Annotated in this window: 20 protein-coding genes; 6 read left to right on the forward strand and 14 right to left on the reverse strand. The window is 70.5% G+C overall.

The features are described 5' to 3' along the window. Positions 1-15: 15 nt before the first annotated feature. From D9753_RS12420 to D9753_RS12460, 9 genes are all read right to left on the reverse strand, one after another. Entirely contained in the window at positions 16-630 is a 615-nt protein-coding gene (locus D9753_RS12420; protein ID WP_121787078.1) for a response regulator transcription factor, read from the reverse strand. Then, positions 627-1,820 (reverse strand): sensor histidine kinase, encoded by a 1,194-nt coding sequence (locus D9753_RS12425; RefSeq protein WP_240468120.1) that lies wholly within the window; start codon positions 1,818-1,820, stop codon positions 627-629. Before D9753_RS12425 ends, D9753_RS12420 begins: the two co-directional genes overlap by 4 nt. Then, a complete protein-coding gene (locus tag D9753_RS12430; protein WP_121787079.1) occupies positions 1,817-2,557 on the reverse strand; it encodes an ABC transporter permease in 741 nt (246 codons plus the stop codon). Before D9753_RS12430 ends, D9753_RS12425 begins: the two co-directional genes overlap by 4 nt. Beyond that, positions 2,554-3,483, reverse strand: a complete 930-nt coding sequence (locus D9753_RS12435) for an ABC transporter ATP-binding protein (RefSeq protein WP_205614132.1) — start codon at positions 3,481-3,483, stop codon at positions 2,554-2,556. The genes D9753_RS12430 and D9753_RS12435 overlap by 4 nt, the downstream gene beginning before the upstream one ends. A gap of 152 nt (positions 3,484-3,635) precedes the next feature. Continuing rightward, positions 3,636-4,465 (reverse strand): IS5 family transposase gene (locus tag D9753_RS12440; protein ID WP_394346806.1). Its coding sequence is split into 2 segments (ribosomal slippage): positions 3,636-4,127 and positions 4,130-4,465, totalling 828 coding nucleotides; the frame shifts between segments, so codons are not numbered across the junction. 67 nt (positions 4,466-4,532) lie between these two features. After that, the gene (locus D9753_RS12445; RefSeq protein WP_121787081.1) at positions 4,533-7,031 is read right to left on the reverse strand and encodes a hypothetical protein; all 2,499 of its coding nucleotides are present in this window, start codon (positions 7,029-7,031) and stop codon (positions 4,533-4,535) included. 198 nt (positions 7,032-7,229) lie between these two features. Further along, positions 7,230-7,646 carry a DUF6113 family protein gene (locus D9753_RS12450; protein WP_121787082.1) on the reverse strand — a complete coding sequence of 139 codons (417 nt, stop codon included), beginning with the start codon at positions 7,644-7,646 and terminating at the stop codon, positions 7,230-7,232. Next, complete coding sequence (gene mshB / locus D9753_RS12455) at positions 7,643-8,497, reverse strand: N-acetyl-1-D-myo-inositol-2-amino-2-deoxy-alpha-D-glucopyranoside deacetylase (protein ID WP_121787083.1); 855 nt, start codon at positions 8,495-8,497, stop codon at positions 7,643-7,645. The genes D9753_RS12450 and mshB overlap by 4 nt, the downstream gene beginning before the upstream one ends. 46 nt (positions 8,498-8,543) lie before the next feature. After that, entirely contained in the window at positions 8,544-8,738 is a 195-nt protein-coding gene (locus tag D9753_RS12460; protein WP_121787084.1) for a hypothetical protein, read from the reverse strand. 166 nt (positions 8,739-8,904) lie between these two features. Here D9753_RS12460 and D9753_RS12465 point away from each other — a divergent pair, with 166 nt between their 5' ends. Then, positions 8,905-11,064, forward strand: a complete 2,160-nt coding sequence (locus D9753_RS12465; RefSeq protein WP_121787085.1) for a S9 family peptidase — start codon at positions 8,905-8,907, stop codon at positions 11,062-11,064. Between the two features lie 84 nt (positions 11,065-11,148). On the opposite strand, the gene D9753_RS12470 is transcribed toward D9753_RS12465, so the two are convergent. The 5 genes from D9753_RS12470 to D9753_RS12490 are packed head-to-tail and all read right to left on the reverse strand — an operon-like array spanning position 11,149 to position 16,746. Further along, complete coding sequence (locus D9753_RS12470; RefSeq protein ID WP_121787086.1) at positions 11,149-12,207, reverse strand: ABC transporter ATP-binding protein; 1,059 nt, start codon at positions 12,205-12,207, stop codon at positions 11,149-11,151. Beyond that, positions 12,200-13,174 carry an ABC transporter ATP-binding protein gene (locus tag D9753_RS12475; RefSeq protein ID WP_121787087.1) on the reverse strand — a complete coding sequence of 325 codons (975 nt, stop codon included), beginning with the start codon at positions 13,172-13,174 and terminating at the stop codon, positions 12,200-12,202. Before D9753_RS12475 ends, D9753_RS12470 begins: the two co-directional genes overlap by 8 nt. Before the next feature lie 7 nt (positions 13,175-13,181). Continuing rightward, positions 13,182-14,189, reverse strand: a complete 1,008-nt coding sequence (locus D9753_RS12480) for an ABC transporter permease (protein WP_121787088.1) — start codon at positions 14,187-14,189, stop codon at positions 13,182-13,184. Then, on the reverse strand, positions 14,182-15,108 hold the full coding sequence (locus tag D9753_RS12485) for an ABC transporter permease (protein ID WP_121787089.1): 927 nt from the start codon (positions 15,106-15,108) through the stop codon (positions 14,182-14,184). Before D9753_RS12485 ends, D9753_RS12480 begins: the two co-directional genes overlap by 8 nt. 6 nt (positions 15,109-15,114) lie before the next feature. Further along, a complete protein-coding gene (locus D9753_RS12490; RefSeq protein ID WP_121787090.1) occupies positions 15,115-16,746 on the reverse strand; it encodes a peptide ABC transporter substrate-binding protein in 1,632 nt (543 codons plus the stop codon). 492 nt (positions 16,747-17,238) lie between these two features. Here D9753_RS12490 and D9753_RS12495 point away from each other — a divergent pair, with 492 nt between their 5' ends. From D9753_RS12495 to D9753_RS12515, 5 genes are all read left to right on the forward strand, one after another. Next, positions 17,239-18,267: an ABC transporter permease gene (locus D9753_RS12495; protein ID WP_205614133.1), complete on the forward strand. Its 1,029-nt coding sequence runs from the start codon at positions 17,239-17,241 to the stop codon at positions 18,265-18,267. Between the two features lie 81 nt (positions 18,268-18,348). Beyond that, entirely contained in the window at positions 18,349-20,103 is a 1,755-nt protein-coding gene (locus D9753_RS12500) for an ABC transporter substrate-binding protein (protein WP_121787092.1), read from the forward strand. A gap of 101 nt (positions 20,104-20,204) precedes the next feature. Beyond that, on the forward strand, positions 20,205-21,185 hold the full coding sequence (locus D9753_RS12505) for an ABC transporter permease (protein WP_121787093.1): 981 nt from the start codon (positions 20,205-20,207) through the stop codon (positions 21,183-21,185). A 70-nt stretch (positions 21,186-21,255) separates the two neighbouring features. After that, positions 21,256-22,293 (forward strand): ABC transporter ATP-binding protein, encoded by a 1,038-nt coding sequence (locus D9753_RS12510; protein ID WP_121787094.1) that lies wholly within the window; start codon positions 21,256-21,258, stop codon positions 22,291-22,293. Between the two features lie 26 nt (positions 22,294-22,319). Further along, positions 22,320-23,363, forward strand: coding sequence for an ABC transporter ATP-binding protein (locus D9753_RS12515; RefSeq protein ID WP_121787095.1), 1,044 nt, complete (start codon positions 22,320-22,322; stop codon positions 23,361-23,363). Positions 23,364-23,653 lie beyond the last annotated feature (290 nt).

The following is a 23,653-nucleotide window of genomic DNA, read 5'->3' on the forward strand; positions in this document are numbered from 1 at the left end:
ACGCGGCGGGCGCCCTCACAGCCAGCCCTTCTCCCGGGCGATCCGCACGGCCTCCGCGCGGTTGCGCACCGCCAGCTTCTGTATGGCGGTGGACAGGTAGTTGCGGACGGTGCCCTGGGACAGGTGCAGGGCCTGCGCCAGTTCGGCGTTGGTGGAGCCGTCGGCCGCCGCGCGCAGCACCTCGCGTTCCCGCTCGGTGAGCGGGTTGGCGCCCTCGGCGAGCGCGGCGGCGGCCAGGGTCGGGTCGATCACCCGTTCCCCGGCCAGTACCCGGCGGACCGCCTCGGCGAGCTGGGCGGCCGGGGCGTCCTTGACGAGGAAGGCGTCGGCGCCCGCCTCCATGGCGCTGCGCAGATAGCCGGGCCGCCCGAAGGTGGTGAGGACAACCAGTTTGACCTGCGGAAACGTGCGGTGGACCTGGGCGGCGGCCTCGATGCCGGTGCAGCCGGGCATCTCGATGTCGAGCAGGGCGACGTCCACGCCGCTCGCGCCGACGGCCGCGAGCACCTCGTCACCGCGCGCGACCTGGGCGACGACCTCGATGTCGTCCTCCAGGCCGAGCAGTGCCGCCAGCGCCTCGCGGACCATCGACTGATCCTCGGCCAGCAGGACTCTGATCATGCTCGTCATGCCCCGGATCCTACGTCCGCCGCGGCGGCCGTGGGCACGCGGGCGATCAGCCGGAACCCGTGCCTGACCCGGCCCGCCTCCAGGCTGCCGCCGACCTTCTCCAGACGCTCGGTCAGTCCGGTCAGGCCGTTGCCGGGGCCCCCACCGGGACCGCCCTTCCCGTTGTCCTCGACGGAGAGTTCGAGCACCGGCCCGTCCAGGGTCTGGCGGCGCAGCAGCCGGACGGCGCAGCGGTCGGCGCCGCTGTGCCGGACCACGTTGGTGACCGCCTCGCGCAGCGCCCAGGCCAGCGCGGACTCGGCCTCCTCGGCGACTGCGGTCAGGTCGGGTTCGGCGGGCAGGTCGGCGGCGACTCCGGCCGTGGTCAGGGCGACCTGGACGCCGGCGAGTTCGGCGGCGATCCGGGGCCGCCGGTAGCCGGTGACGGCCTCCCGGACGTCGACCAGGGCCTGCCGGCTGACCTGTTCGATGTCGGCGACCTGCTGGGCGGCCTGGTCGGGCCGGCCGGGCAGCATGCGGCCTGCCAGCTCGCTCTTCAGCGTGATCAGCGACAGCGAGTGGCCGAGCAGGTCGTGCAGGTCGCGGGCGAGGCGGAGGCGCTCCTCGTTGGCGGCGAGCTGGGCGACGGTCGCCCGCGCCTTGCGCAACTCGACCGTGGTGCGCACCAACTGGCCGACGCCGGTCATCGCGAACCCGATGAGCAGCACCAGCAGGAGCAGCCCCCGCGCCTCGTTCTCGTCGGTGCGCAGGCCGATCAGGTACATCACCAGAGCGGAGGCCGGGATGGCCCAGTAGGCCGCCCGCAGCGGCAGGGTGGCCCCCCAGGCGACCGACAGGTAGACGAAGAGCCCCAGCCAGGCGCTGCCGAGCGTGAGGGCCAGCACGGGGGCGAGGACACCGAGGACCCCGCCCAGCGTGAGCACGACGCGCGGGGCGAACGGGCGGCCGATGTTGCGGAAGACCAGCGTCAGATAGACCCCCACGAACGCGGTGAGGCCCAGGGCCCCGGCCACGGTGGCGCCGGTGGTGTGGCCGCCCTGGACCAGGTCGCCGACCGGGGAGCTGAGGAAGATCAGCCAGACCCCGATCCAGAGCGTCTTGACCAGCATCTCGCGCAGGTTGCGGGGCGGCCATCCCACGGGTGCGGGCCGCACGTCTTCTGCCTGCCGGTCTTCCGTCATGGCGCTCACGCCTTCAGCGTGTCCTTCCGGTACAGCCAGGCCGCGCCACCCGCGAAGACTGCGAAGGAAACGGCGAGGACGGCGATGTCGCGGGTGTGCGGGGCCTGGCTCTGTTCGATCGCCCGCCCGAGGGAAGCGTACGCGTGCGTGGGCAGCCACTCGGCGATGTCCTGGAGCCACTGCGGGAAGGTGGTGGTCGGCATCCAGAGGCCGCCCAGCATGGACAGCCCGAAGTAGGTGATCATGGTGATCGGGCGGACCGCGTCCCCGCTGGCGAGGTAGCCGAGGGCGACGCCGAGCGCGGCGAAGACCAGGCTGCCGGCCCAGATCGCGCCGCTCAGGGCCAGCCACTGCCAGGCGTCCAGGCGTACGTCCTTCACCGCCGCGGCGACCACGAACACGATCACGATGGACGGCAGGCTGACCACGGCCGCGCCGGCGGTCTTGGCGAAGACGTACCCGCGCCCGGGCAGGGTGGTCAGCCGAAGCTGCCGTACCCAGCCGTTCTCGCGCTCCTTGGCGATGCGCTCGCTGTTGCCCATCAGGACGGCCGTCAGCGCGCCGAAGGAGGCCATGGAGACCATCATGTACGTCGGCAGGGTCAGGCCCGTGCCGTCGATCCTGGTGTGGCTGTCGGCGTTGCCCGCGATCAGCAGGAACAGGCCCGAGGGGTAGATCACGGAGAAGAACAGGAACTTGCGGTTGCGCAGGGCGCGGGTGAGTTCCAGTCTGATCAGGCTGTTCACGACTGCTTCGCCTCCTCGGCGGCGGTGATGGCGACGAAGGCCTGCTCCAGGCCGAGGCCGGCGACCTCCAGGTTGCGGGGGTAGAGGCCGAGGCCGTACAGGGCGTGGACGGTCGCGTCGGCGTCGGCGGACTGGATGCGGACGGTCTGCCCCGACACGTCCAGGGACGTGAGGTGCGGCAGGGCGCGCAGGGCGCTCTCGTCGATCTCGCCCGTCAGGTCGAAGGAGATCCGCCGCGCACCGGCCCTGGCCTTGATCTCGGCGGCGGTCCCGTCGGCGAGGAGCCGGCCCCGGTGCAGCACCAGCACCCGGTCGGCGATGGCGTCGGCCTCTTCCAGGTAGTGGGTGGCGAAGAGGACCGTACGGCCCTGGTCGGCCTGTTCCCGCATGGTGGCCCAGAACGCCTGCCGGGCGGAGACGTCCATGCCGGTGGTCGGTTCGTCCAGCACGATGAGGTCGCTGTCACCGGCGGTGGCGAGGGCGAAGCGGACGCGCTGGGCCTGGCCGCCGGAGAGCTTGTCGACCTTGCGGCCGGCGATCTGCGTGACGCCCGCGCGGGCGAGCACGTCGGCCACCGGGTACGGCCTCGGGTGCAGCGAGCAGGCCAGCTTCACCAGCTCGGCGACGGTGACCTCGTCCATCAGCCCGCCGCTCTGGAGCATGGCCCCGACCCGTCCCGCGACGATCGCCTCGCGCGGGCTGGTGCCGAACAGGCGCACCGCGCCGCTGTCGGCCTGCTTGAGGCCGAGGAGCAGGTCCAGGGTGGTGGACTTGCCGGCTCCGTTCGGGCCGAGGAGGGCGACGGTCTCGCCCGGATAGAGCTGGAGCGAGAGGCCGTCGACGGCCCGCACACTCCCGTACGTCTTGGTCACCTGGTCGAACCCGACCACCGGGGTGGTGGTGGCCGGTGCCGCTGTTGTCGTCATGCCGTCCATGCTGGCGGAGAGGGAACCGGACCCGGCAGTGCCGGCGGTCCTGTGTGCCGGATGACAGATGTCATGCGCACGGGGTGACACGTCCCCCGGGGCGCCCGGGAGGGGCGCCCCGCGGTGACGGCGGCTAGGGCCTGTCTCTTTGGTCAGCGTCGGCTCCAGATGAGGATGCCCGCGAGGTGGAGTGCGGCCTGGTAGGCGATCGCGAGCTTGTCGGTTCGTGTGGCCAGGCCGCGCCACTGCTTGAGGCGGTTGATGCACCGCTCGACACTGTTGCGCTGCTTGTATGCCTCGCTGTCGAAGCCGGGCGGACGGCCACCGAGTCGGCCTCGCCGTAGACGGTGGCCGACTTGGTCGGACGGCTGCGGGATGACAGCACGGATGCCCCGGCGCCGCAGGTGGGCGCGGATGGCGCGTGAGGAGTACGCGCGGTCGGCCAGGACGGCCAGGGGCCGGGTCCTGGGCCTTCCCGGGCCGGGACGAGGTACGCGGATGCGGGACATCACCGTCTCGAAGGCGGGTGCGTCACCTGCTTGGCCTGCGGTGACGGTGAAGGCCAGGGGTCGTGCGTGGCCGTCTGCGGCCAGGTGGACCTTGGTGCTCAGCCCGCCGCGCGAGCGTCCCAGCCCGTGATCGGCGGGCTCTCCCGGGCGCGTCGCCCCCTTTTGCGTGCTCCGGCAGCGTGCTGGTGGGCCCGCACGACCGTGGAGTCCACCGACACCGTCCAGTCGAGGTCGTCATCGGCGTCCGCTGCCGCCAGGACAGCGGCGAGGATCATCTCCCAGGTGCCGTCGACGGCCCATCTGATCAGCCGTTTGTGAGCGGTCTGGAATGAGCCGAGCTCGTCGGGAAGGTCTCGCCAGGGCGAGTTGGTGCGGTACTTCCACGCGATGGCCTCGAGCGTTCGGCGGTGATCGGCCCAACGCCGCCCGCGGACCGGATCGGCCGGCAGCAGCGGCTCGATCCGGTCCCACATCGCATCGGTGATCACTAATCGGACAGACACATCCGATCAACTGACCAATCCATCAAAGAGACACGCTCTAGCTGGGGTTGGTGTCGATCACCGCGACCCGGTTGCTCTTGCTCATCAGGGCCTGCCGCAGGGCGGCGTAGACGTCCTCGGGGGTGACGGCCGTCTTCTTGCCGTTGCCGCGGGTGATGAGCACCCCGTCGAAGGCCTGCCCGTAGAGCTGCTTGAGGGCGGCCAGGTCGGGCTTGTCGACCAGCTTGCCGTCGACGGCGGTGACCCTGAGGAACTTCCACAGCGAGTTCTGCGGGCTCATCGGGACCACGTGGGCCGCGTCCGTCTGCACGGTCACGTTCCCGGACATCGCCGGCTTCGCGAAGTCCTTCATCATCCGGTCGACCTCGGCGTTCGAGACCGTCGGCTCCTTGGTGGTCGTCGGCACGCCGACCGACGACGCGGTGCCCGTCTCCACCAGGGTGCGGTAGGCCTGTTCGGCCGCCTGGGTCGACCGGGCTGCGTCGATGGCCTTGCCCGGCTTGCCGTAGACGGCGACCGCCCGGCCGTGGTCGAACCTGATGGTGCCGTCGGTGACCGAGCCGGAGCCGCCGCCGGCCTGCTGGAGGGCGGCCTGGAGCTTCTCCTCGTCCACCGGCATGGCCGGCTGGACGACGCGCTTCTGCCCGAACAGCGAGCCGACCACGTGGACCGGGTTGTAGTCGCTCTTGGCGGCCTCGCTCACCGTGGCCTGGTAGTCGAACTGGAGTCCGGCGTTCTCCGGGGTGAGGGTGACCGTCCGGCCGCCCACCGCCAGCTTCAGCGGCTTGTTCACCCGGCTGCCGAAGGCGTCGTCCAGCTTCTTGACGGCCTCGTCGCGGGTGCCGCCGCCGATGTCGACACCGAGCACGGTGGTGCCCTTGGGCACATCGGTGTGGTTCATCAGCAGTCCGGCGCCGTAGGCACCGCCCGCGACGACGACCACGCCGACGGCGAGCAGCACCAGCTTGCTGCGGCCCTTCTTCTTCGGCCTGGCCGCCGCCTTGGGCGCGGGGGCCGGCTCCGGCCGGGGCGCGGCGGGCGCCGCGGGGGCGCCGTCGGTGTGGGTGCCGAACGGGGACTTCCCGGTGCTGGGCACGACCGGGATGCCGCTGGTGACGGTGTGTCCGGAGACGTTGTCGGCGGCCGGGGAACGGTAGCCGGGCGTGCCCGGTTCCGGGGCCGGCTTCTGCGGGGTGAGGATCGCGGTGTCGTCGCTGAGCCCACCGGGCCCGCGCCCGGCGGGACCGCCACCGGGGGTGGCCCGCGGGCCGCCGGGGCCGCCCGGACCGGTGGGCCCGGCCGGGCCGGCGAGGGCGCTGCGGGCGGGCGGGGTGCCCTGACCGCCCGGCGTGCCGTAACCGGCGGGGCCGCCGGGGGCGTCGAAGGGCTCGCCGGCCGGCGGCACGAGGGGGCCGTCACCGGTGGCCGGGCCGCTGGTGGGGCCGGCCGGGCCCTGCGGGCCACCGGGGCCGCCGTGCCCGCCGGGACCGCTGAAGCCGCTGGGACCGCCGGGACCGCCCGCACCGCCCGCACCCGGGGTCCCGCCGAAGCCGTCCCGCCCGGCCGCGCCCGCGGTGCCGGCGCCGAAGCCGCCCTGACCGGCCGCACCGGCCGCACCGGCGCCGGCGTAGCCGTCGCGACCGCTCGCGCCGCCCGTGCCCGGCGTACCGGCGCCGAGGCCGTCCTGGCCGCCCGTGCCCGCCGTACCGCCGCCGTAGCCGTCCTGGGTGCCGTTCTCCGAGAAGTACGGCAGGGCGTCGCGGCGGGGCTCGCCGGGGCCGGAGGGGCCGGAGGGGCCGGAGGGGCGGGGGCGGGGGCCGCCGCCGGGCTGGCCCCCGGTCAGCGCCTCGGTGACGTCGAAGGAGCCGGTGCCACCGCCGTGGCCGGGGGCGACGGGGCCGCCGGTGGCGCCGCCGGGCAGGCCCTTGCCGTTGGTGCCGCCGGAGCGGGCGCCCGGCACGCTCATGGAGCCGACCACACCGCCGGGACGGCCGCCACCGGCACGTGCGCCGGTGCTACCGGCCGCGCCGGACGCTCCCGGGCCACCTGTACGAGCCCCCGGTACGCCGGGGGTGGCGGGGGTGGCGGCGGAACCGCCGGGCATCCCGGCGCCGTTCGTGCCGCCGCCGCCCGGAGCGCCCTTGCCGGGCGAGGACTTGCGGGGCGCGAACCAGTCGCTGGGCTTGTCGTCACCGGGGGCCGCCGGGTCGGCGGGGGCCTCGGCGGGACCGGCGGGGGCTCGCTCGGCCGCGGGGACGGGCTCGGCGGCGGGCTGCTCCTCGCCGGCGCTCTCGGCGTCCCCGACGGGCTTGCGCATGACGACCGGTGGGATGGGCCGCGATCCGGGGATGTTGATCCGGATCCGGGTCGTCAGCGTGGTCTCGGTCTTCTTCTCCTCCGGCCGCGTGCCCGAACGGCCCGCGCCCGTAGCGTCGTCGGAAGCCAAGGGGGTCCCGTACGGCGGCGTGCCGGAGGGGTATGCGGCTCCGCCGCGCCCGCTGGGCCCGGAGGACGGAGTGTCAGTTTCACGACTCAAGGCAGGTTCTCCCGGTTGGCTCCGCCGCCCGTTACGACCTCACTGCGCGGTGAGGGTCCCCCGGCCCGAACGAAGTCGAGCGCTTGGGGGAGGCTCGGCGGCGCGCACCACCATACTGGCCACTTCTGGCGCGTATCCCATGACCGCTGACTAAACCCCCACCGGACCCGCACCCGCGGCGCACGGCGAAGCGGTACGTCACTTGTCAAGTCGGGCGGAGCCGCCGCCGGGTTGCCGTCCGACGCCGACGGTGGCACAGATCACAGCGAGTGCCATGCCGCCGAGCAGGAAGAGGTAGGAGCCGACGCCGGCGCCGAACAGGAAGTCGCCCTCGGGGCGCGAGGTGGTGAGCAGGATGACGGCGACCATCCAGCCGGCCGCCGGCGCGACCGCCCCGCCCCGGCCGCCGGTGGCGTGCGCCCCGCCGAGGAAGAGTCCGCCGGCACCCGCGAGGGCGAGCAGCAGTCCGCCGGGGAACCAGCCGGCCTGGACGAGGGCGCCGGCGAGGCCCACGACCGCGCCGAGCAGGAAGAGGCCGGCGTGGGCGGCGGCCCGCCCGGCGGACGGCGGGCGCAGCGGCTGGGCGAGCAGGGAGCCCGGTCCGGTGCCGCTCATGCCGCCTCCTCGACGCCGGCGAACAGGTCGGTCTCGCCGCGCTGCCCGGTTCCGCGTACCAACTCGTAGTACTCGGTGGTGAACAGGGGCTGGGCGAGTGCGTTGGAGAGCGCGAAGTACGGCTCGGCCACCTCGATCTGGGTGGCGTGGGCACGCATCGCGGCGGCCTTGGCGGCGGCGTGCGCGGTGCCGTCGACCGTGGTGGTGATCCGCTCGTCGTCCACGACGCCGGGTACGTCGCCCACGGACGCGCCCTCGTCGAACGGGAGGACGGGCAGCTCGCCCCGGAGGCGGGCGAAGGCGGCCTCGGCGACGGAGCGGGGGACGCGGTTCCAGTACACCTTCGCCACCCGGTGTCCTCGCTCGTCCGCCAGTTCGACGGCGCGCATGGCGACACGGTGGGCCTGGATGTGGTCCGGGTGGCCGTAGCCGCCGTTGTCGTCGTAGGTGACGAGGACCTGCGGGCGGACCTCCAGGATCACCTCGGCGAGGTGACCGGCGGCCTCGTCCACGTCGGCCTGCCAGAAGCAGTCGGGGTCGTCGTTGTCGGCGGTGCCCATCATCCCGGAGTCGCCGTAGCGCCCGGCGCCGCCGAGCAGCCGGGCGTCCGTGACCCCGAGCGCACGCAGGGCGGCGGTCAGCTCGCCGCGCCGGTGCGCGCCCAGCGCGGGACCCGTTAGCTGCCGCAGCTCCGGCGGGATGACCTCGCCGCGCTCCCCGAGGGTGCATGTGACCAGAGTCACGCGGGCACCCTCGGCGGCGTACCGGGCCATGGTCGCGCCGTTGTTGATCGACTCGTCGTCCGGGTGCGCGTGCACCAGCAGCAGACGCCGCGCTGGCAGTTCCGTCATGGGACCACCCTACGAGGCTCCGCACCGGTGCCCGCGACAGCCGCCGTCAGAACTTGATACTGCCGATCATGCTGGCGACGTTGGTGGTCAGCTCGCTGATCGTCGGCGCGATGGTCGAGGAGGCGAGATAGAAGCCGAGCAGGACACAGACGACCGCGTGGCCGCCCTTCAGCCCTGACTTCTTGACCAGCAGGAAGACGATGATCGCCAGCAGCACCACCGCCGAAATCGAGAGTGCCACGGCGGCTCACCTCCAAAGATCCCAGGGACGCGGGGGGTGTAGAGCAACTCCATGCAGACGCCAGCAGGTTCATACCCACACAGCGGTAGTGATCATAACTATCCGTACTCGCGCATCGCTCGGCGCACGGCCGCACAAGGGGGCGCATGGCCAATATGGTCGGGGTATGACGACCGAGGCTGACTCCTTCCCCCGTCGGCACGCCAGGACCCAGCGGTTCACGCTCGGCGCGCCGCGTGCCTTCAGCGTGGCGCCCGACGGTTCACGTGTCGCGTTCCTGCGCTCCGGCTCCGGCACCGACCGGGCCGGTTCCCTGTGGGTCCTGGATCTTCCGGAGGGCGCGGAGCGCCTCGCGGCCGACCCGCCCGCCCTCCTGCGCGGCGCGTCCGAGGAGCTGTCCGCCGAGGAGCGGGCCCGCCGCGAACGCAGCCGGGAGGGGGGCGCCGGCATCGTCGGGTACGCCACCGACGGCGCCCTGGAGTTGGCGTCTTTCACCTTGTCAGGGCGGCTTTTCACGGCCGGGCTGCGGACCGGTGGGACACGTGAACTGGTCGTTCCGGGACCGGTGATCGACCCCCGCCCCTCGCCCGACGGACGGCACATCGCGTACGTCGCCCGGGGCGCGCTGCGGGTGGTGGGCGCTCAGGGCGACGCCGACCGGGCGCTGGCCGAGCCGGAGTCGGAGGACGTCTCCTACGGCCTCGCGGAGTTCGTGGCGGCCGAGGAGATGACGCGCTCGCGGGGGTTCTGGTGGGCGCCGGGGTCGGACCGGCTGCTCGTGGCGCGCGTGGACGACACGCCGGTACGGCGGTGGTGGATCGCGGATCCGGCCCACCCGGAGCGTGAGCCACTACACGTCAGGTACCCGGCGGCGGGCACGGCCAACGCCGATGTGCGCCTGTTCGTGTACGGGCTGGACGGGGCCCGCACGGAGGTCGCCTGGGACCGGTCGCGCTATCCGTATCTGGCGCGTGTGCACTGGTCAGAGGCGGGTGCGCCGCTGTTGCTCGTGCAGGCGCGGGACCAGCGCAGCCAGCTCTATCTGGCGGTGGACCCGGACACGGGTGCCACGCGGATGGTGCACGCCGATGAAGATCCAAGTTGGCTGGAACTGTTCGCCGGAGTGCCCTGCTGGAGCCCGTCCGGGCATCTTGTCCGGATCGCCGACGAGGGCGGTGCGCGGGTGCTGGCGGTCGGCGAACGCCCGCTGACCAGCGGCCAGTTGCACATCCGTGCGGTACTGGACGTGGGTGCGGACGACGTACTGGTTTCCGCCTCTTCCGGTCCGGAGGCTCAGGCACCGGAAATTGGCGAAGTCCATGTGTACCGGGTGAACGAACTCGGCGTGGAACGGCTGTCCCAGGAGTCCGGCGTGCACGGGGCGGTGCGCTCCGGGGGTGTGACCGTCCTGGTGTCCGCGGCGCTGGACCGGCCGGGCACCCGGGTCCAGGTGCTGGCTGACGGGAAACCGGCGGTGTCTGTCCGGTCGTACGCGGAAGATCCCGGTCTGTCCCCGCGGGTGTCCCTCACCGAGGGGGGCGCACGCCGAATTCCGTGCGCCGTGCTTATGCCACGGGACTACCACGGTGACACTCCCCTGCCGGTGCTCATGGACCCGTACGGCGGCCCGCACGGCCAGCGGGTCGTCGCCGCGCACAACGCCCACCTGACCTCCCAGTGGTTCGCCGACCAGGGTTTCGCGGTGGTCGTCGCCGACGGCCGGGGGACTCCGGGCCGCTCGCCGGCCTGGGAGAAGGCGGTCCGTGACGACCTGGCGGACGTGGTGCTCCAGGACCAGGTGGACGCGCTGCACGCCCTCGCCGAGCGGTACCCGCTGGACCTGGGCCGGGTGGCGATCCGGGGCTGGTCCTTCGGCGGCTATCTGGCGGCCCTCGCGGTGCTGCGCCGCCCGGACGTGTTCCACGCGGCGGTGGTCGGCGCCCCCGTCACCGACCTGCGGCTGTACGACACCCACTACCAGGAGCGCTACCTCGGCCACCCGGACGAGCAGCCGGAGGTCTACCGCCACAACTCGCTGATCGACGACGCGGGTCTGGTCGGGCCGGCCGAGCCGCACCGCCCGATGATGATCATCCACGGGCTGGCGGACGACAACGTGGTCGTCGCCCATTCCCTGCGCCTGTCCTCCGCGCTCCTGGCCGCGGGCCGCGCGCACGAGGTGCTTCCGCTGTCCGGCGTGACCCACATGACGCCGCAGGAGACGGTCGCGGAGAACCTGCTCCGGCTCCAGCTCGACTTCCTGCGGCGCTCCCTCCCCGCAGCCGGGCCGGCCCTCGTGAACGGGGTTAACAAGAAGGCAACTTGACGGAAGCGGCACCGATATACGGACACGGGAGGCTGAACAGCGTACGGCCGTGCGGGTGCCGTAAGCGGGCCGGGGTGCGCGATGTCACCCCGGCCCGTCGCCGTTCGCCCCCGGCTCCACCACTCCCCCCGGCACGGCCTCCTCCGCGAAGTGGCACGCCGAGGCGTGGGCGGCGGCACCACGGACGTCCCGGAAGGCGGCGGGCACCGCGAGGACCGGGACCTCCCGCGCGCAGCGGTCCCGGGCCTTCCAGCAGCGGGTGCGGAAGCGGCAGCCGGAGGGGATGTCCGTCGGCGAGGGCACGTCACCGGTGAGGATGATCCGCGCCCGGTGCGCACGGGCCTCGGGGTCGGGCACGGGCACGGCGGACAGCAGGGCCTGGGTGTAGGGGTGGGTCGGATGGTCGTAGATCTCGGTATCCCGTCCGGTCTCCACGATCCGGCCCAGATACATGACCCCGACCCGGTCCGAGATGTGCCGGACGATCGACAGGTCATGCGCGATGAAGACGTAACTGAGGTCGAACTCCGACTGGAGCCGGTCCAGAAGATTGATCACCTGGGCCTGCACCGAGACGTCCAGCGCGGACACCGGCTCGTCGGCGACGATCACCTCCGGACGCAGCGCCAGCCCGCGCGCGATGCCGATGCGCTGGCGCTGGCCGCCGGAGAACTGGTGCGGATAGCGGTTGGCGTAGTCCGGGTCGAGGCCGACCACGTCCAGCAGGTCCCGCACCCGGCGGCGCCGGTCGCCCTTGGGGGCCGCCTCGGGATGGATGTCGTAGGGCTCCCCGATGATGTCGCCCACCGTCATCCGGGGGTTGAGGGAGGTGTAGGGGTCCTGGAAGACCATCTGGATGTTGCGGCGGACCGCTTTCAGGGCCCTGCCGGACAGCCGGGTGATCTCCTCGCCCTTGAACCGGATCGACCCGGCCGTCGGCCGTTCGAGGTTGCAGAGCATCTTCGCCACCGTCGACTTGCCGCAGCCCGACTCCCCGACGATGCCCAGCGTCTCGCCCCTGCCGAGGGTGAAGTCGACACCGTCGACGGCCTTCACCGCGCCGACCTGCTTGTGGAACAGGACGCCCCGGGTGAGCGGGTAGTGCTTGACGAGGCCGGCGACCTCCAGGATCGGCTCAGCCATGCAGGCACTCCCGCCAGAAATGGCACGCGCTGCCCCGCTCGTCGGACACCTCGTACAGCGGAGGCACCTCGGTGCGGCACATGTCCCGCGCCATCGGACAGCGCGGATGGAAGGAGCAGCCCGACGGGATGCGCGTCAGGTTCGGCGGGAGGCCCTTGATGGCGTACAGCTCCCGGCCCTTCTGGTCCAGGCGGGGCACGGAGTCCAGCAGGCCGCGGGTGTAGGGGTGGGCCGGGGCCTTGTACAGGTCGTGCACGGGCGCCGACTCGACGATCCGCCCGGCGTACATGACCGCGATCCGGTCGGCGACGTCCGCGACCACGCCCAGGTCGTGGGTGATCAGGATCAGCCCCATGCGGTACTCGCGCCGCAGCTCGGCCAGCAGGTCCATGATCTGGGCCTGGACGGTGACGTCCAGGGCGGTCGTCGGCTCGTCGGCGATGACGAGCGCCGGTTCCAGCGCCAGCGCCATGGCGATCATGACGCGCTGGCGCATCCCGCCGGAGAACTGGTGGGGGTAGTCCCGCGCGCGCTGGGCGGCGGCCGGGATCCGCACCCGGTCCATCAGCCCGACCGCCTTCGCCCGGGCGGCCTTCTTCGACATCCCGCGGTGGACGACGAACATCTCCCCGAGCTGGTCCCCCACCGTCATGACCGGGTTGAGGGCGGACAACGCGTCCTGGAAGATCATCGCCATCGCGCTGCCCCGGACCCTGCGCCGCTCCTCCCCCTTGAGCGTCAGCAGGTCCCGCCCCTGGAAGAGGATTTGCCCGCCGGTGATCCGCCCCGGCGGTGTGTCCAGGATGCCCATCACGGCCTGCGCGGTGACGGACTTGCCCGACCCGGACTCGCCGAGCACCGCGAGCGTCCGACCGGCGTCCACGTGGCAGCCGACGCCGTTGACGGCGTGGGCGACCCCGTCCCGGGTCCGGAACTCCACGTGCAGGTCCCGCACTTCGAGCAGCACGACGGCGTCACCTCAGCTTCGGGTCGAGGGCGTCGCGGACCGCGTCGCCGAGCATGATGAAGGCCAGCACCGTGACGGCGAGGGCGCCCGAGGGCCACAGCAGGGCGTGCGGGGCGTTGCGGATGTAGGGGGACGCGGCGGAGATGTCGATGCCCCAGGAGACGCTGGGCGGTTTGAGGCCGACGCCGAGGTAGGACAGGGTCGCCTCCAGGGAGATGTAGGTGCCGAGCGCGATGGTCGCGACGACGATGACCGGGGCCACCGCGTTGGGCGCGATGTGCCGGAGCAGGATGCGCGCGTCGGAGGCGCCGAGGGCGCGGGCGGCCTGGACGTAGTCGTGGTGCCGGGCGGTGAGGACCGAACCGCGCGCGATGCGGGAGATCTGCGGCCAGCCGAGCAGCACCATGAACCCGATGACCGGCCAGACCGTATTGCTGGTCACCACGGAGAGGAGGACGAGACCGCCGAGGACGACCGGGATGGCGAAGAAGACGTCGGTGATCCGGGACAGTACCGCGTCCCATCTCCCGCCGAAGTAGCCCGCGAGTCCGCCGAGCACCGAGCCGAGCAGACAGACGCCGAGCGTGGCGCACACGCCGACCGTGACGGACGTACGGGCGCCGTAGACGGTGCGCGTGTAGACGTCGCAGCCCTGGCCGTCGTAGCCGAAGGGATGGCCGGGCTGTGCGCCCTCCTGGGCCTTGGCGAGGTCGCACCGCAGGGGGTTGCCGGAGGTGATCGCCGAGGGCCACACGGAGATGACGACCAGGAAGACGATGACCAGGGCGGAGAGCAGGAAGACGGGGTTGCGGCGCAGGTCGCGCCGCGCGTCGGACCACAGCGAGCGCGGCCGGCCGACCGGTCCGGCGCTGTCCGGGCCGCCGGGACCGCCGGGGGCGCCCGGGGCGCCCGGGGCCTTCTCCAGCGTGACGGCCTCGCTCGCGCCCAGGTCCATCGCGCCGCCCATGCCGGTGCCGGCGATGGCGCGCTCGGGCTCGTACGGCTGCTCAGGCATAGCGGATCCTCGGGTCGAGTACGGCGTAGAGCAGGTCGACGAGGAGGTTGGCCACCAGGAAGATCAGGACGAGCACGGTCACGAAGCCGACGACCGTCTGGGTGTTCTGCCGCAGGATGCCCTGGTAGAGCTGGTAGCCGACGCCGTGGATGTTGAAGATCCGCTCGGTGACGATCGCCCCGCCCATCAGCGCGCCGATGTCGAAGCCGATGAAGGTCACCACGGGGATCAGCGAGTTGCGCAGCAGGTGCCGGGTGATGACGCGGCGCCGGGGCAGTCCCTTGGCGACGGCGGTGCGGACGTAGTCGGAGCGCTTGTTCTCGGCGATGGAGGTGCGGGTCAGCCGGGTGACGTAGGCGAGCGAGACGGAGGCGAGGACCAGGCCGGGCACGAGCAGCTCGCCGAAGCCGGCGTCCGGGGAGACGGAGGGTCTGATCCAGCCCCACTTGACGCCGAGGAGCAGTTGGAGCACCAGACCGGTGACGAAGGTGGGGACGGAGATCACCACCAGGGTCAGCAGGAGTACGGCGGTGTCGACGGGCCGGCCGCGTCGCAGGCCGCTGAGCACGCCGAGGGTGATGCCGACGACGATCTCGAGCAGGATGGCCACGACGGTGAGCCGGATGGTGACGGGGAACGCCGTCGCCATCAGCTCGGTGACCTTCTGCCCGTTGAACGCCGTACCGAAGTCGCCGGTGAAGACCCTGCCCATGTAGGCGAGGTACTGCTGCGGGAAGACCGGCTGGTCGAGCCCGAACTCCTGCTTCAGTCGGGCGGCCGTCGCCGGATCGCACTGCCGTTCGCCGCACAGTCCGGCGACGGGGTCGCCCATCACGTTCACCATGAGGAAGATCAGCAGGGTGGAGCCGACGAACACCGGGATCATCTGGAGCAGTCGCCGGAGGACGTAGCGTCCCATGGCGGCTCAGCGGACCTTGATCTCGTTGTAGACGGGGACGCTGAAGGGGTTCAGCGCCACACCGGACAGCCGCTCGGCGTAGCCGGCGCTGCCGTTCTGGTACCAGAGCGGGATGGCGGCCATGTGGTCCCGGACGACCTCCTCGGCCCGCTGGAACAACTGGACGGACCTGGCCTGGTCCGTCTCGGCGTTGGCCCGGTCGACGAGCTTGTCGAAGTCCCCGTCGGACCACTTGCCGTCGTTGGAGGGGGCGTCGGTGTAGTACATCGGCTGCAGGAAGTCCTGGATCAGCGGGTAGTCCATCTGCCAGCCCGCGCGGAAGGGGCCGGTCATCTCGTGCCGGCCGATCCGGTTGCGGAAGTCGGCGAAGGTGCCGACCGGGTTGCCGACGCAGGCCCTGCCGTTGCCGAGGGCGTTGTTGATGGAGTTGCACACGGCGTCCACCCACTGCCTGTGCGAGCCCGTGTCCGCGTTGTAGGTGATCCGGACCTGGCCGCCGGGGATGCCACCGCCCTCCTTGACCAGCTTCCTGGCCTCGTCCGGGTGGTACTCGCAGGCCCTGCCGCACAGCCCGGCCTTGTAGCCGCCGGCCGGGCCGAGCACCGGGGAGGTCCAGTCGGTGGCCGGGGTGCGGGTCCGGTTGAAGATCGTCTCGGTGATCTGCCGGCGGTCGATCGCCATGGACAGGCCCGTGCGGACCTTCTCCGTCCCCGGCCGGTTCCACGCCTTGTCGTAGTAGGGGAAGGACAGGGTCTGGATGATGCCGGCCGGGGTGTTGAGGTAGCGGTCGCCGAGGTCGCCGGCGACGTTCTTCAGCTGGGCGGCGGGCACGTCGTCCACGAGGTCGAGGTTGCCGGCCATCAGGTCGGTGTAGGCGGTGTTGTTGTCCGTGTACACCTTGAGGGTCACCCCGCCGTTGAGCGCCTTGTCGTCGCCGGGGTAGCCGTCCCACTTCCGCAGGAACATCTGCGAGCCCTTCGTGTAGGACTCGACGGCGTAGGGGCCGTTGCCGACCGGCTTCGCCAGCCAGGCCGCGTGGTCGGTGAAGAAGGCGCGGGGCAGCGGGGCGAAGGCCGGGTAGCCGAAGGTGTCGGGGAAGGCGGAGAACTTCTGGTTGAGCCGGACGGTGAAGGTGCGCTCGTCCACGACCTTCAGGCCCGGCAGGGTGTCGGCGCTCTGCTTGCCGTGGGCGGGGTGGACCTTGTCGTACCCGTCGATGTAGGCGAAGAAGAAGGCGTTCTTCTGGCTGTTGCGCAGGCTCGCCCCGTAGTTCCAGGCGTCGACGAAGGAGCGGGCGGTCACCTTCTCGCCGTCGGAGAAGGTCCAGCCGTCCTTCACCCTGATGGTGAAGTTCCGCGAGTCGCTGGTGTCGATGGACTCGGCGAGCATGTCGGTGGCCCTGCCGGTCCTCGGGTCGTACTTCTTCAGGCCCCGGAAGATCATGTCGAGCACCTTGCCGCCCTGCACCTCGTTGGTGTTGGCCGGCTCCAGCGGGTTCTGCGGGTCTCCCCAGGAGGAGCTGAGCACCGCACCGCCGGTGCCGCCGGCCGAGCCGCCGCCCCCGCAGCCCGCGGCGGCGAGCGCCACCACCGCCGCCACCGCACCGGCGGCCCGTCGGGTGTGGGCGGTTCCCCGCATGGGCGTGCCTCCTCCATGAACACCGATCAACACCGATCAACACCGATCCGATAAAAACCAATATCAGCCGATATGACATGTATTGCACACCCGAAGTCCGGTTGAGGACCTTTTGGGGGACACGTCATCCGAATGCAGGCACGCCCGGTCCGCCACCTTGAGGATCTTGCGTGTGGAGTGCAACGGATCGCTGCGCAACGATGCGGAAACGTTGGATTCGCACGCGGCGATGTACGCATTTCGACACTCCACCGTCCGCATATCGAACTCATTGACCGTTTAGCCCGAATAGTCCGATGTGAAGCACGGATTGATTACGGCGCGCTACCCGCGTAGCTACGGATCGACCAAGTAGAGGTAAAGAAAGTAAAGAGAAACCCAAGCCGACCGAGAATTTATTGACCTTGAATGAATTGCGTTGAAAAAGTCCGGCGTAGCCCGTAGGGGAGCGCCCTGCGGAGTCATCAGACCCTCGCTTGGGCCAGGAGCACCATGCCCCCCCCAACTCCATCCGCGGCTGCCCCGCTTGAGGTGACCGACGAGACCGTCACGAAGTCGACCACTTCGGACGCCTCGAAGGGCAGCGAGGGCCGCTCTCCGGGACGGCTTGCCTGGAAGCGCTTCAAGCGTGACAGGACGGGCGTTGTATCCGCTTGCGTCGTCATTTTCTTCTTCGTGGTAGCGATAGCCGCACCCCTGATAGCCAAGCTCTACGGCAAGGACCCGTACACCACCTACGCCAGCCAGCGCCCGGAGCTCCTGGACGCCTTCTCGTACCCGTCCGGTCCGAACGGCGGGATGAACTCGGAGTTCTGGTTCGGCGTCGAGCCGCTGCTGGGCCGGGACGTCTTCACCTTCCTGCTGTACGGCATCCGCACCTCGCTGGGCATCGCCGTGGCCGCCACCCTGCTGACCACCGTCGTCGGCGTGGTCATCGGCGTCACCGCCGGCTACCTGGGGGGCAAGGCCGACTACCTCGTCGGCCGGGTCATCGACATCCTGCTGTCGTTCCCGTCCACGCTCTTCTTCATCGCCTTCATGCCGGTCGTCTACGGACTGTTCGTCGCCCCCGACGACAACATCCCCACCTCCCTGCGGGCCATCTCCCTGATCCTGGTGCTCTCGTCCTTCGGTTGGGCCTCCATCGCCCGTCTGCTGCGCGGTCAGGTACTCGGCCTGCGTGAGCGGGAGTACATCGAGGCGGCCAAGGTCACCGGTGCGTCGTCGCGGCGCATCGTGTTCAAGGAACTGCTGCCCAACCTGTGGACGCCGATCATCATCCAGTCCACGCTGATGCTTCCGGCCTATGTGACCGCGGAGGCCGGTCTGGCCTTCCTCGGCGTCGGCATCATCGACCCGACCCCGGACTGGGGCGTGATGATCCAGAGCGGCGCCAAGTTCTACACCGAGGACATCACCTTCATGCTCTTCCCGGGCCTGTCCATGGTGATCTTCGTTCTCGCCTTCAACCTGCTCGGCGACTCGGTGCGCGACGCGCTCGACCCGAAGTCCAGGCGGTAGCCACCACGTTCCACCCGGCCCGTTCAGTGTCGCGCGGCCGGCCTCATCCGTCCCGATCGTCCTTGTAAGGCAGGTTCATCCGTGTCTTTCTCCCGTAGAAACTTTGTGATCGCCACTGGCGTGGCCGCGGCCTCGGCATCGGTGCTGACCGCGTGCGGCGGCAGTGACAGCAAGTCGAACAGCAAGGGCCCTTCGGTCAGCGGTTCCAAGACCCAGGAGATCCTGGTCGGCACCAAGGCCGACTCGACCGGCCCGGCGCCGGAGGTCAAGGGAGCGGTCAAGGGCGGGACGATCTACTCGCTCGACCAGTTCGACATGGACCACCTGGACCCGGCGCAGATCTACGTCTCCACCGAGGCCGCCATCACCGTACCGATCCTGCGTGGCCTCACCGGCTACAAGATCGACGACAAGGGCGGCGCCACGTTGGTCGGCGACGCGGCCACGGACGCGGGCACCATGAAGGACGGCGGCCGGACCTGGTCCTTCACTCTGAAGGAGGGCCTGAAGTGGGAAGACGGCTCGGAGATCTCCTCTGAGGACCTCCGCCACACCTTCGAGCGCCTCTTCGCCCCGTTCATCACCGAGGGCCCCCGCTACGTCCAGCAGTGGCTGGTCGGCGGCGACAAGTACAAGGGCCCCTACGACGGCAAGAAGCTCGCCTCCATCGAGGTCGACGGCAAGACCATCACCTTCCACCTCAACGAGGCGCGGACGGACTTCAACTTCACGCTCGCCATGCGCGGCTACGCCCTGGTGAACAAGAAGCACGACACCAAGGAGAAGTACGACAAGCGTCCGTTCGCCTGCGGGCCGTACAAGATCGGTGCCCGTAGCATCGGCAAGTCGCTGACCTACGTGCGCAACGAGCACTGGGACCCGAAGACCGACTCGATCCGGAACAACTACCCGGACAAGTACGTCTTCCAGTTCGGCTTCGAGCTGCTGGCCTCGACCGACCGCTACGTCTCGGACCGGGGCAACGACCAGTACGCGATGTCGATCTTCAACGAGGTCGCCCCCGAGCGCATCGCCCAGGTCCTCACCAACCCCACGCTCAAGAAGCGCGTCCTCACCGAGGTCGACACGGTCACCTATTACTGGCCGATCAACATGACCCGCATCAAGGACGTCAAGGTCCGTCAGGCCATCAACTACGCGTGGCCGCACCAGCAGATCCAGACCATCAACGGCGGCACCGCGACCACCGAGATCGCCACCACCATCCTCGCCCCGGTGACCCCGGGTTACCAGAAGTTCGACCTCTACGGCACCACCAAGAAGCCCGGTGGCGACCCGGTCAAGGCCAAGGCCCTGCTGAAGGAGGCCGGCAAGATCGGCCAGAAGCTGGTCATCGCCTTCCAGTCGTCGGACACACAGCAGAAGGTCGCCGTCGCCGTCAAGAACGCCCTGGAGGCGGCCGGCTTCGAGGTCGTCACCAAGCAGGTCGACAAGTCGACCTTCTACACCCAGATCGGTAAGATCGACAACGACTTCGACCTCTTCGGTGCGGGCTGGAGCCCGGACTGGCCGAACGGCTACTCCGTCTTCTACCCCTGCTGGAGTGGCAAGAACATCGGCGACGGCCGCAGCAACTACGCCCAGCTGGACGACCCGAGCATCAACAGGGCCATCGACGCGGCCGCCAAGATCGCGGACACGGCCGCGGCCAACAAGGCCTGGGGCAACGTCGACCGCCAGATCATGGAGCTGGCGCCGGTCGTCCCCGACTACCACAAGATCCGCAACTGGATGTACGGATCCAAGGTCGGCAACGTCGTGTACGACAGCGGCAACACGTGCGTCGCGCTCTGCAAGCTCTACGCAATGAAGTAAGCCGTACGACCAGGGGGCGGCCGTTTCGCCCGGCCGCCCCCTCCGGCCCTCTCCCCTTCACGCCCCCGGCGACGGCGCCCCGTCCGGAAAGTCACGCCCCCATGCCCCGCTTCCTCATCCGCCGAGTCCTCGGCGCACTGGTCATCCTGCTGATCATCAGTGCCATCACCTTCGGCCTCTTCTACGCCATCCCGCGTGACCCGGCGATGATGTCCTGCGGCAAGAACTGCACGCCCGACATGCTCGCGCAGATCCGGCACAACCTGGGCATCGACCACTCGCTCCCGGTGCAGTACTGGTACTGGCTCAAGGGCGTCTTCGTCGGGCGTGACTACGCGGGCTTCGGGAACTGCAACGCGCCCTGCCTCGGCTACTCCTTCGCCAACCGCGAACCGGTCCTCGGCACGATCATGGACCGGCTGCCGACGACTCTCTCGCTCGCCTTCGGCGCGGCCATCGTCTTCCTGATCTTCGGCGTCGGCGCGGGCATGGTGGCCGCCCTGAAGCAGGGCAAGTTCCTGGACAAGTTCGCCAGCTCGGCCTCGCTGTTCGGCTCCTCGCTCCAGATCTACTTCGTCGGCTACGTCGCCATGTTCTTCCTGGTCTCGAAGCTGAACCTGTTCTCGCAGCCGTCGTACACGCCCCTCACCGAGGACCCGGGGGCGTGGTTCTCCGGGCTGCTGCTGCCCTGGCTGACCCTGGCGATCATCTTCACCGCCAACTACACCCGTATGACCCGCTCCCAACTGGTCGAGCAGCTCAACGAGGACTACGTCCGCACCGCCCGCGCCAAGGGCTTGTCCCGTGCGAATGTCTTCTTCCGGTTCGCCTGGCGCGGTGCCATGGGTCCGATCGTCACGGTCTTCGGCATCGACCTGGGCACACTGATCGGCGGCGCGATCATCACCGAGTCGACCTTCAGCATCCAGGGCATCGGCCGCCTCGCGGTGGACTCGGTGAACAAGAGCGACCTGCCCATGCTGCTCGGCGTCACCGTCCTGTCGGCCGGCGCCATCGTCTTCTTCAACATCATCGTGGACGCCGTCTACGCCCTCATCGACCCGCGGATCCGGCTCGCCTGACCTCCGCCCCGGCCGTCCTTTCCCACCCGCCCCACCCGGCGACCGCGTAACACCCCCCAGGAGCGTCCCCGTGACGAGCACCGATCAGCAGCCGTTCCTCTCCATCAGGGACCTCAAGGTCCACTTCTCCACCGAGGACGGCATCGTCAAGGCCGTCGACGGACTCAGCTTCGACCTCGCCAAGGGCCAGACGCTCGGCATCGTCGGCGAGTCGGGCTCCGGCAAGTCCGTCACGAACCTGACGATCCTGGGCCTCCACGACCGCGAGCGCACCGCGATCGAGGGTGAGATCGAGCTGGACGGCAAGGAGCTGCTCACCGCCTCCGAAAGGGAGCTGGAGCGGCTGCGCGGCAACAAGATGTCCATGATCTTCCAGGACGCCCTGGCGTCGTTGTCGCCATACCACACCGTCGGCACGCAGATCAGCGAGACGTACCGCAAGCACACCGGTGCCTCCAAGTCCGAGGCCCGCAAGCGTGCGGTGGAGATGCTGCGCCGGGTGGGCATCCCCCAGCCGGACATGCGGGTGGACGACTACCCGCACCAGTTCTCCGGCGGTATGCGCCAGCGCGCGATGATCGCGATGGCGCTGGTCTGCGACCCCGAGCTGCTGGTCGCCGACGAGCCGACCACCGCGCTCGACGTGACGGTCCAGGCCCAGATCATGGACCTGCTGAAGGACCTCCAGCAGGAGTTCGGCACGGCCATCATCTTCATCACCCACGACCTCGGCGTCATCGCCGACATCGCGGACGACGTGCTGGTGATGTACGGCGGCCGGTGCGTGGAGCGCGGCACCAAGGAGGAGGTGCTGCGCGACCCGCAACACCCCTACACCGTGGGCCTGCTCAACTCGATGCCGAGCCTGACCGGGCCGGTGGACGTGCCGCTGACGCCGATCCCCGGTTCGCCGCCCTCGCTGCTCAACCCGCCGTCGGGCTGCCGCTTCCATCCGCGGTGCACCTTCACCGACAAGGTCGCCGGCGAGCGGTGCTCGGGTGAACGCCCGCTGCTGGAAGTGGTCGACGGCCGCGGTTCGGCCTGCCACCTCACCACGGAGCAGAAGCGGGAACTCTTCCCCGACTACGCCGCGACCCGGCACAACTGACGGACACGAGAGCGGACTTCACGAACATGAGCAACACGAACCCCCTCCTGGACGTCTCGGGGCTGACGAAGCACTTCCCGATCAAGGGCGGTTTCCCGATCCGGCGCACGGTCGGCGCGGTGCAGGCCGTCGACGGGCTGGACTTCCAGGTCGGCGAGGGCGAGAGCCTGGGCCTGGTCGGCGAGTCGGGCTGCGGCAAGTCGACGACGGGCCGGCTGATCACCCGCCTGCTGGAACCGACCAGCGGCAAGATCACCTACCGCGGCCAGGACATCACGCACGCGGGCCGCAAGGGCCTGGCGCCGATCCGCTCCGAGATCCAGATGATCTTCCAGGACCCGTACGCCTCGCTGAACCCGCGGCAGACGGTCGGCAAGATCATCTCGGGCCCGATGGAGATCAACGACATCAACCCGGCCGGCGGCCGGGAGAACCGCGTCCGCGAGCTGCTGGAGACCGTCGGACTCAACCCCGAGCACTACAACCGCTTCCCGCACGAGTTCTCCGGCGGCCAGCGCCAGCGCATCGGCGTCGCCCGCGCGCTCGCTCTCGAACCCAAGCTGATCGTCGCCGACGAACCGGTCTCCGCCCTGGACGTCTCCATCCAGGCCCAGGTCGTCAACCTGCTCCAGAAGGTGCAGCGGGAACTGGGCATCGCGTTCCTCTTCATCGCCCACGACCTCGCGATCGTGCGGCACTTCTCGCAGCGCGTCGCGGTCATGTACCTGGGTAAGATCGTCGAGATCGCCGACCGCGAGGACCTGTACGACAACCCGCGCCACCCCTACACGCGGGCCCTGCTCTCCGCCGTCCCAGAGGCGACGGTGGACGAGGAGCCGCGTGAGCGCATCCGCCTGACCGGGGACGTCCCCTCTCCGATCAACCCGCCCTCCGGCTGCCGCTTCCGCACCCGGTGCTGGAAGGCGACCGAGAAGTGCGCCACGGAGGCACCGCCGCTGGTGCAGGTGGAGGGCAACAAGCCGGGCCACCTGACGGCGTGCCACTACCCGGAGACGGTGGACACCGTCCCCGCCCCGCGCCTCTCCAAGGACCCCGAGGCGGCGGCCTGACACACCCCTTTCCGTCAGCCGCCCCCTTGCGGAACGGACTTTCACCGGCCCATTGACCCGAGCCCATGAACGTCCGCTCCAGGGAAGAAGGCCCGCGTCTCCCCAGACGCGGGCCTTTCCATACCTGCACCGGAGCGGCTCCAAGGGAACCCTGCTTCGCACTACTCCTTGACAGGAGGGCTGTACCGCAGCGGCCTCGGCCTCCCCCGCGCGCAGGCGAGCGGCCGCTTTCGTGGAACGACCCGCGTCAGCTGAACCAGCGTGGCTCTCAGTCTCCCGACAGCGGACCC

It is taken from the genome of Streptomyces dangxiongensis, assembly GCF_003675325.1.
Taxonomy (GTDB): domain Bacteria; phylum Actinomycetota; class Actinomycetes; order Streptomycetales; family Streptomycetaceae; genus Streptomyces; species Streptomyces dangxiongensis.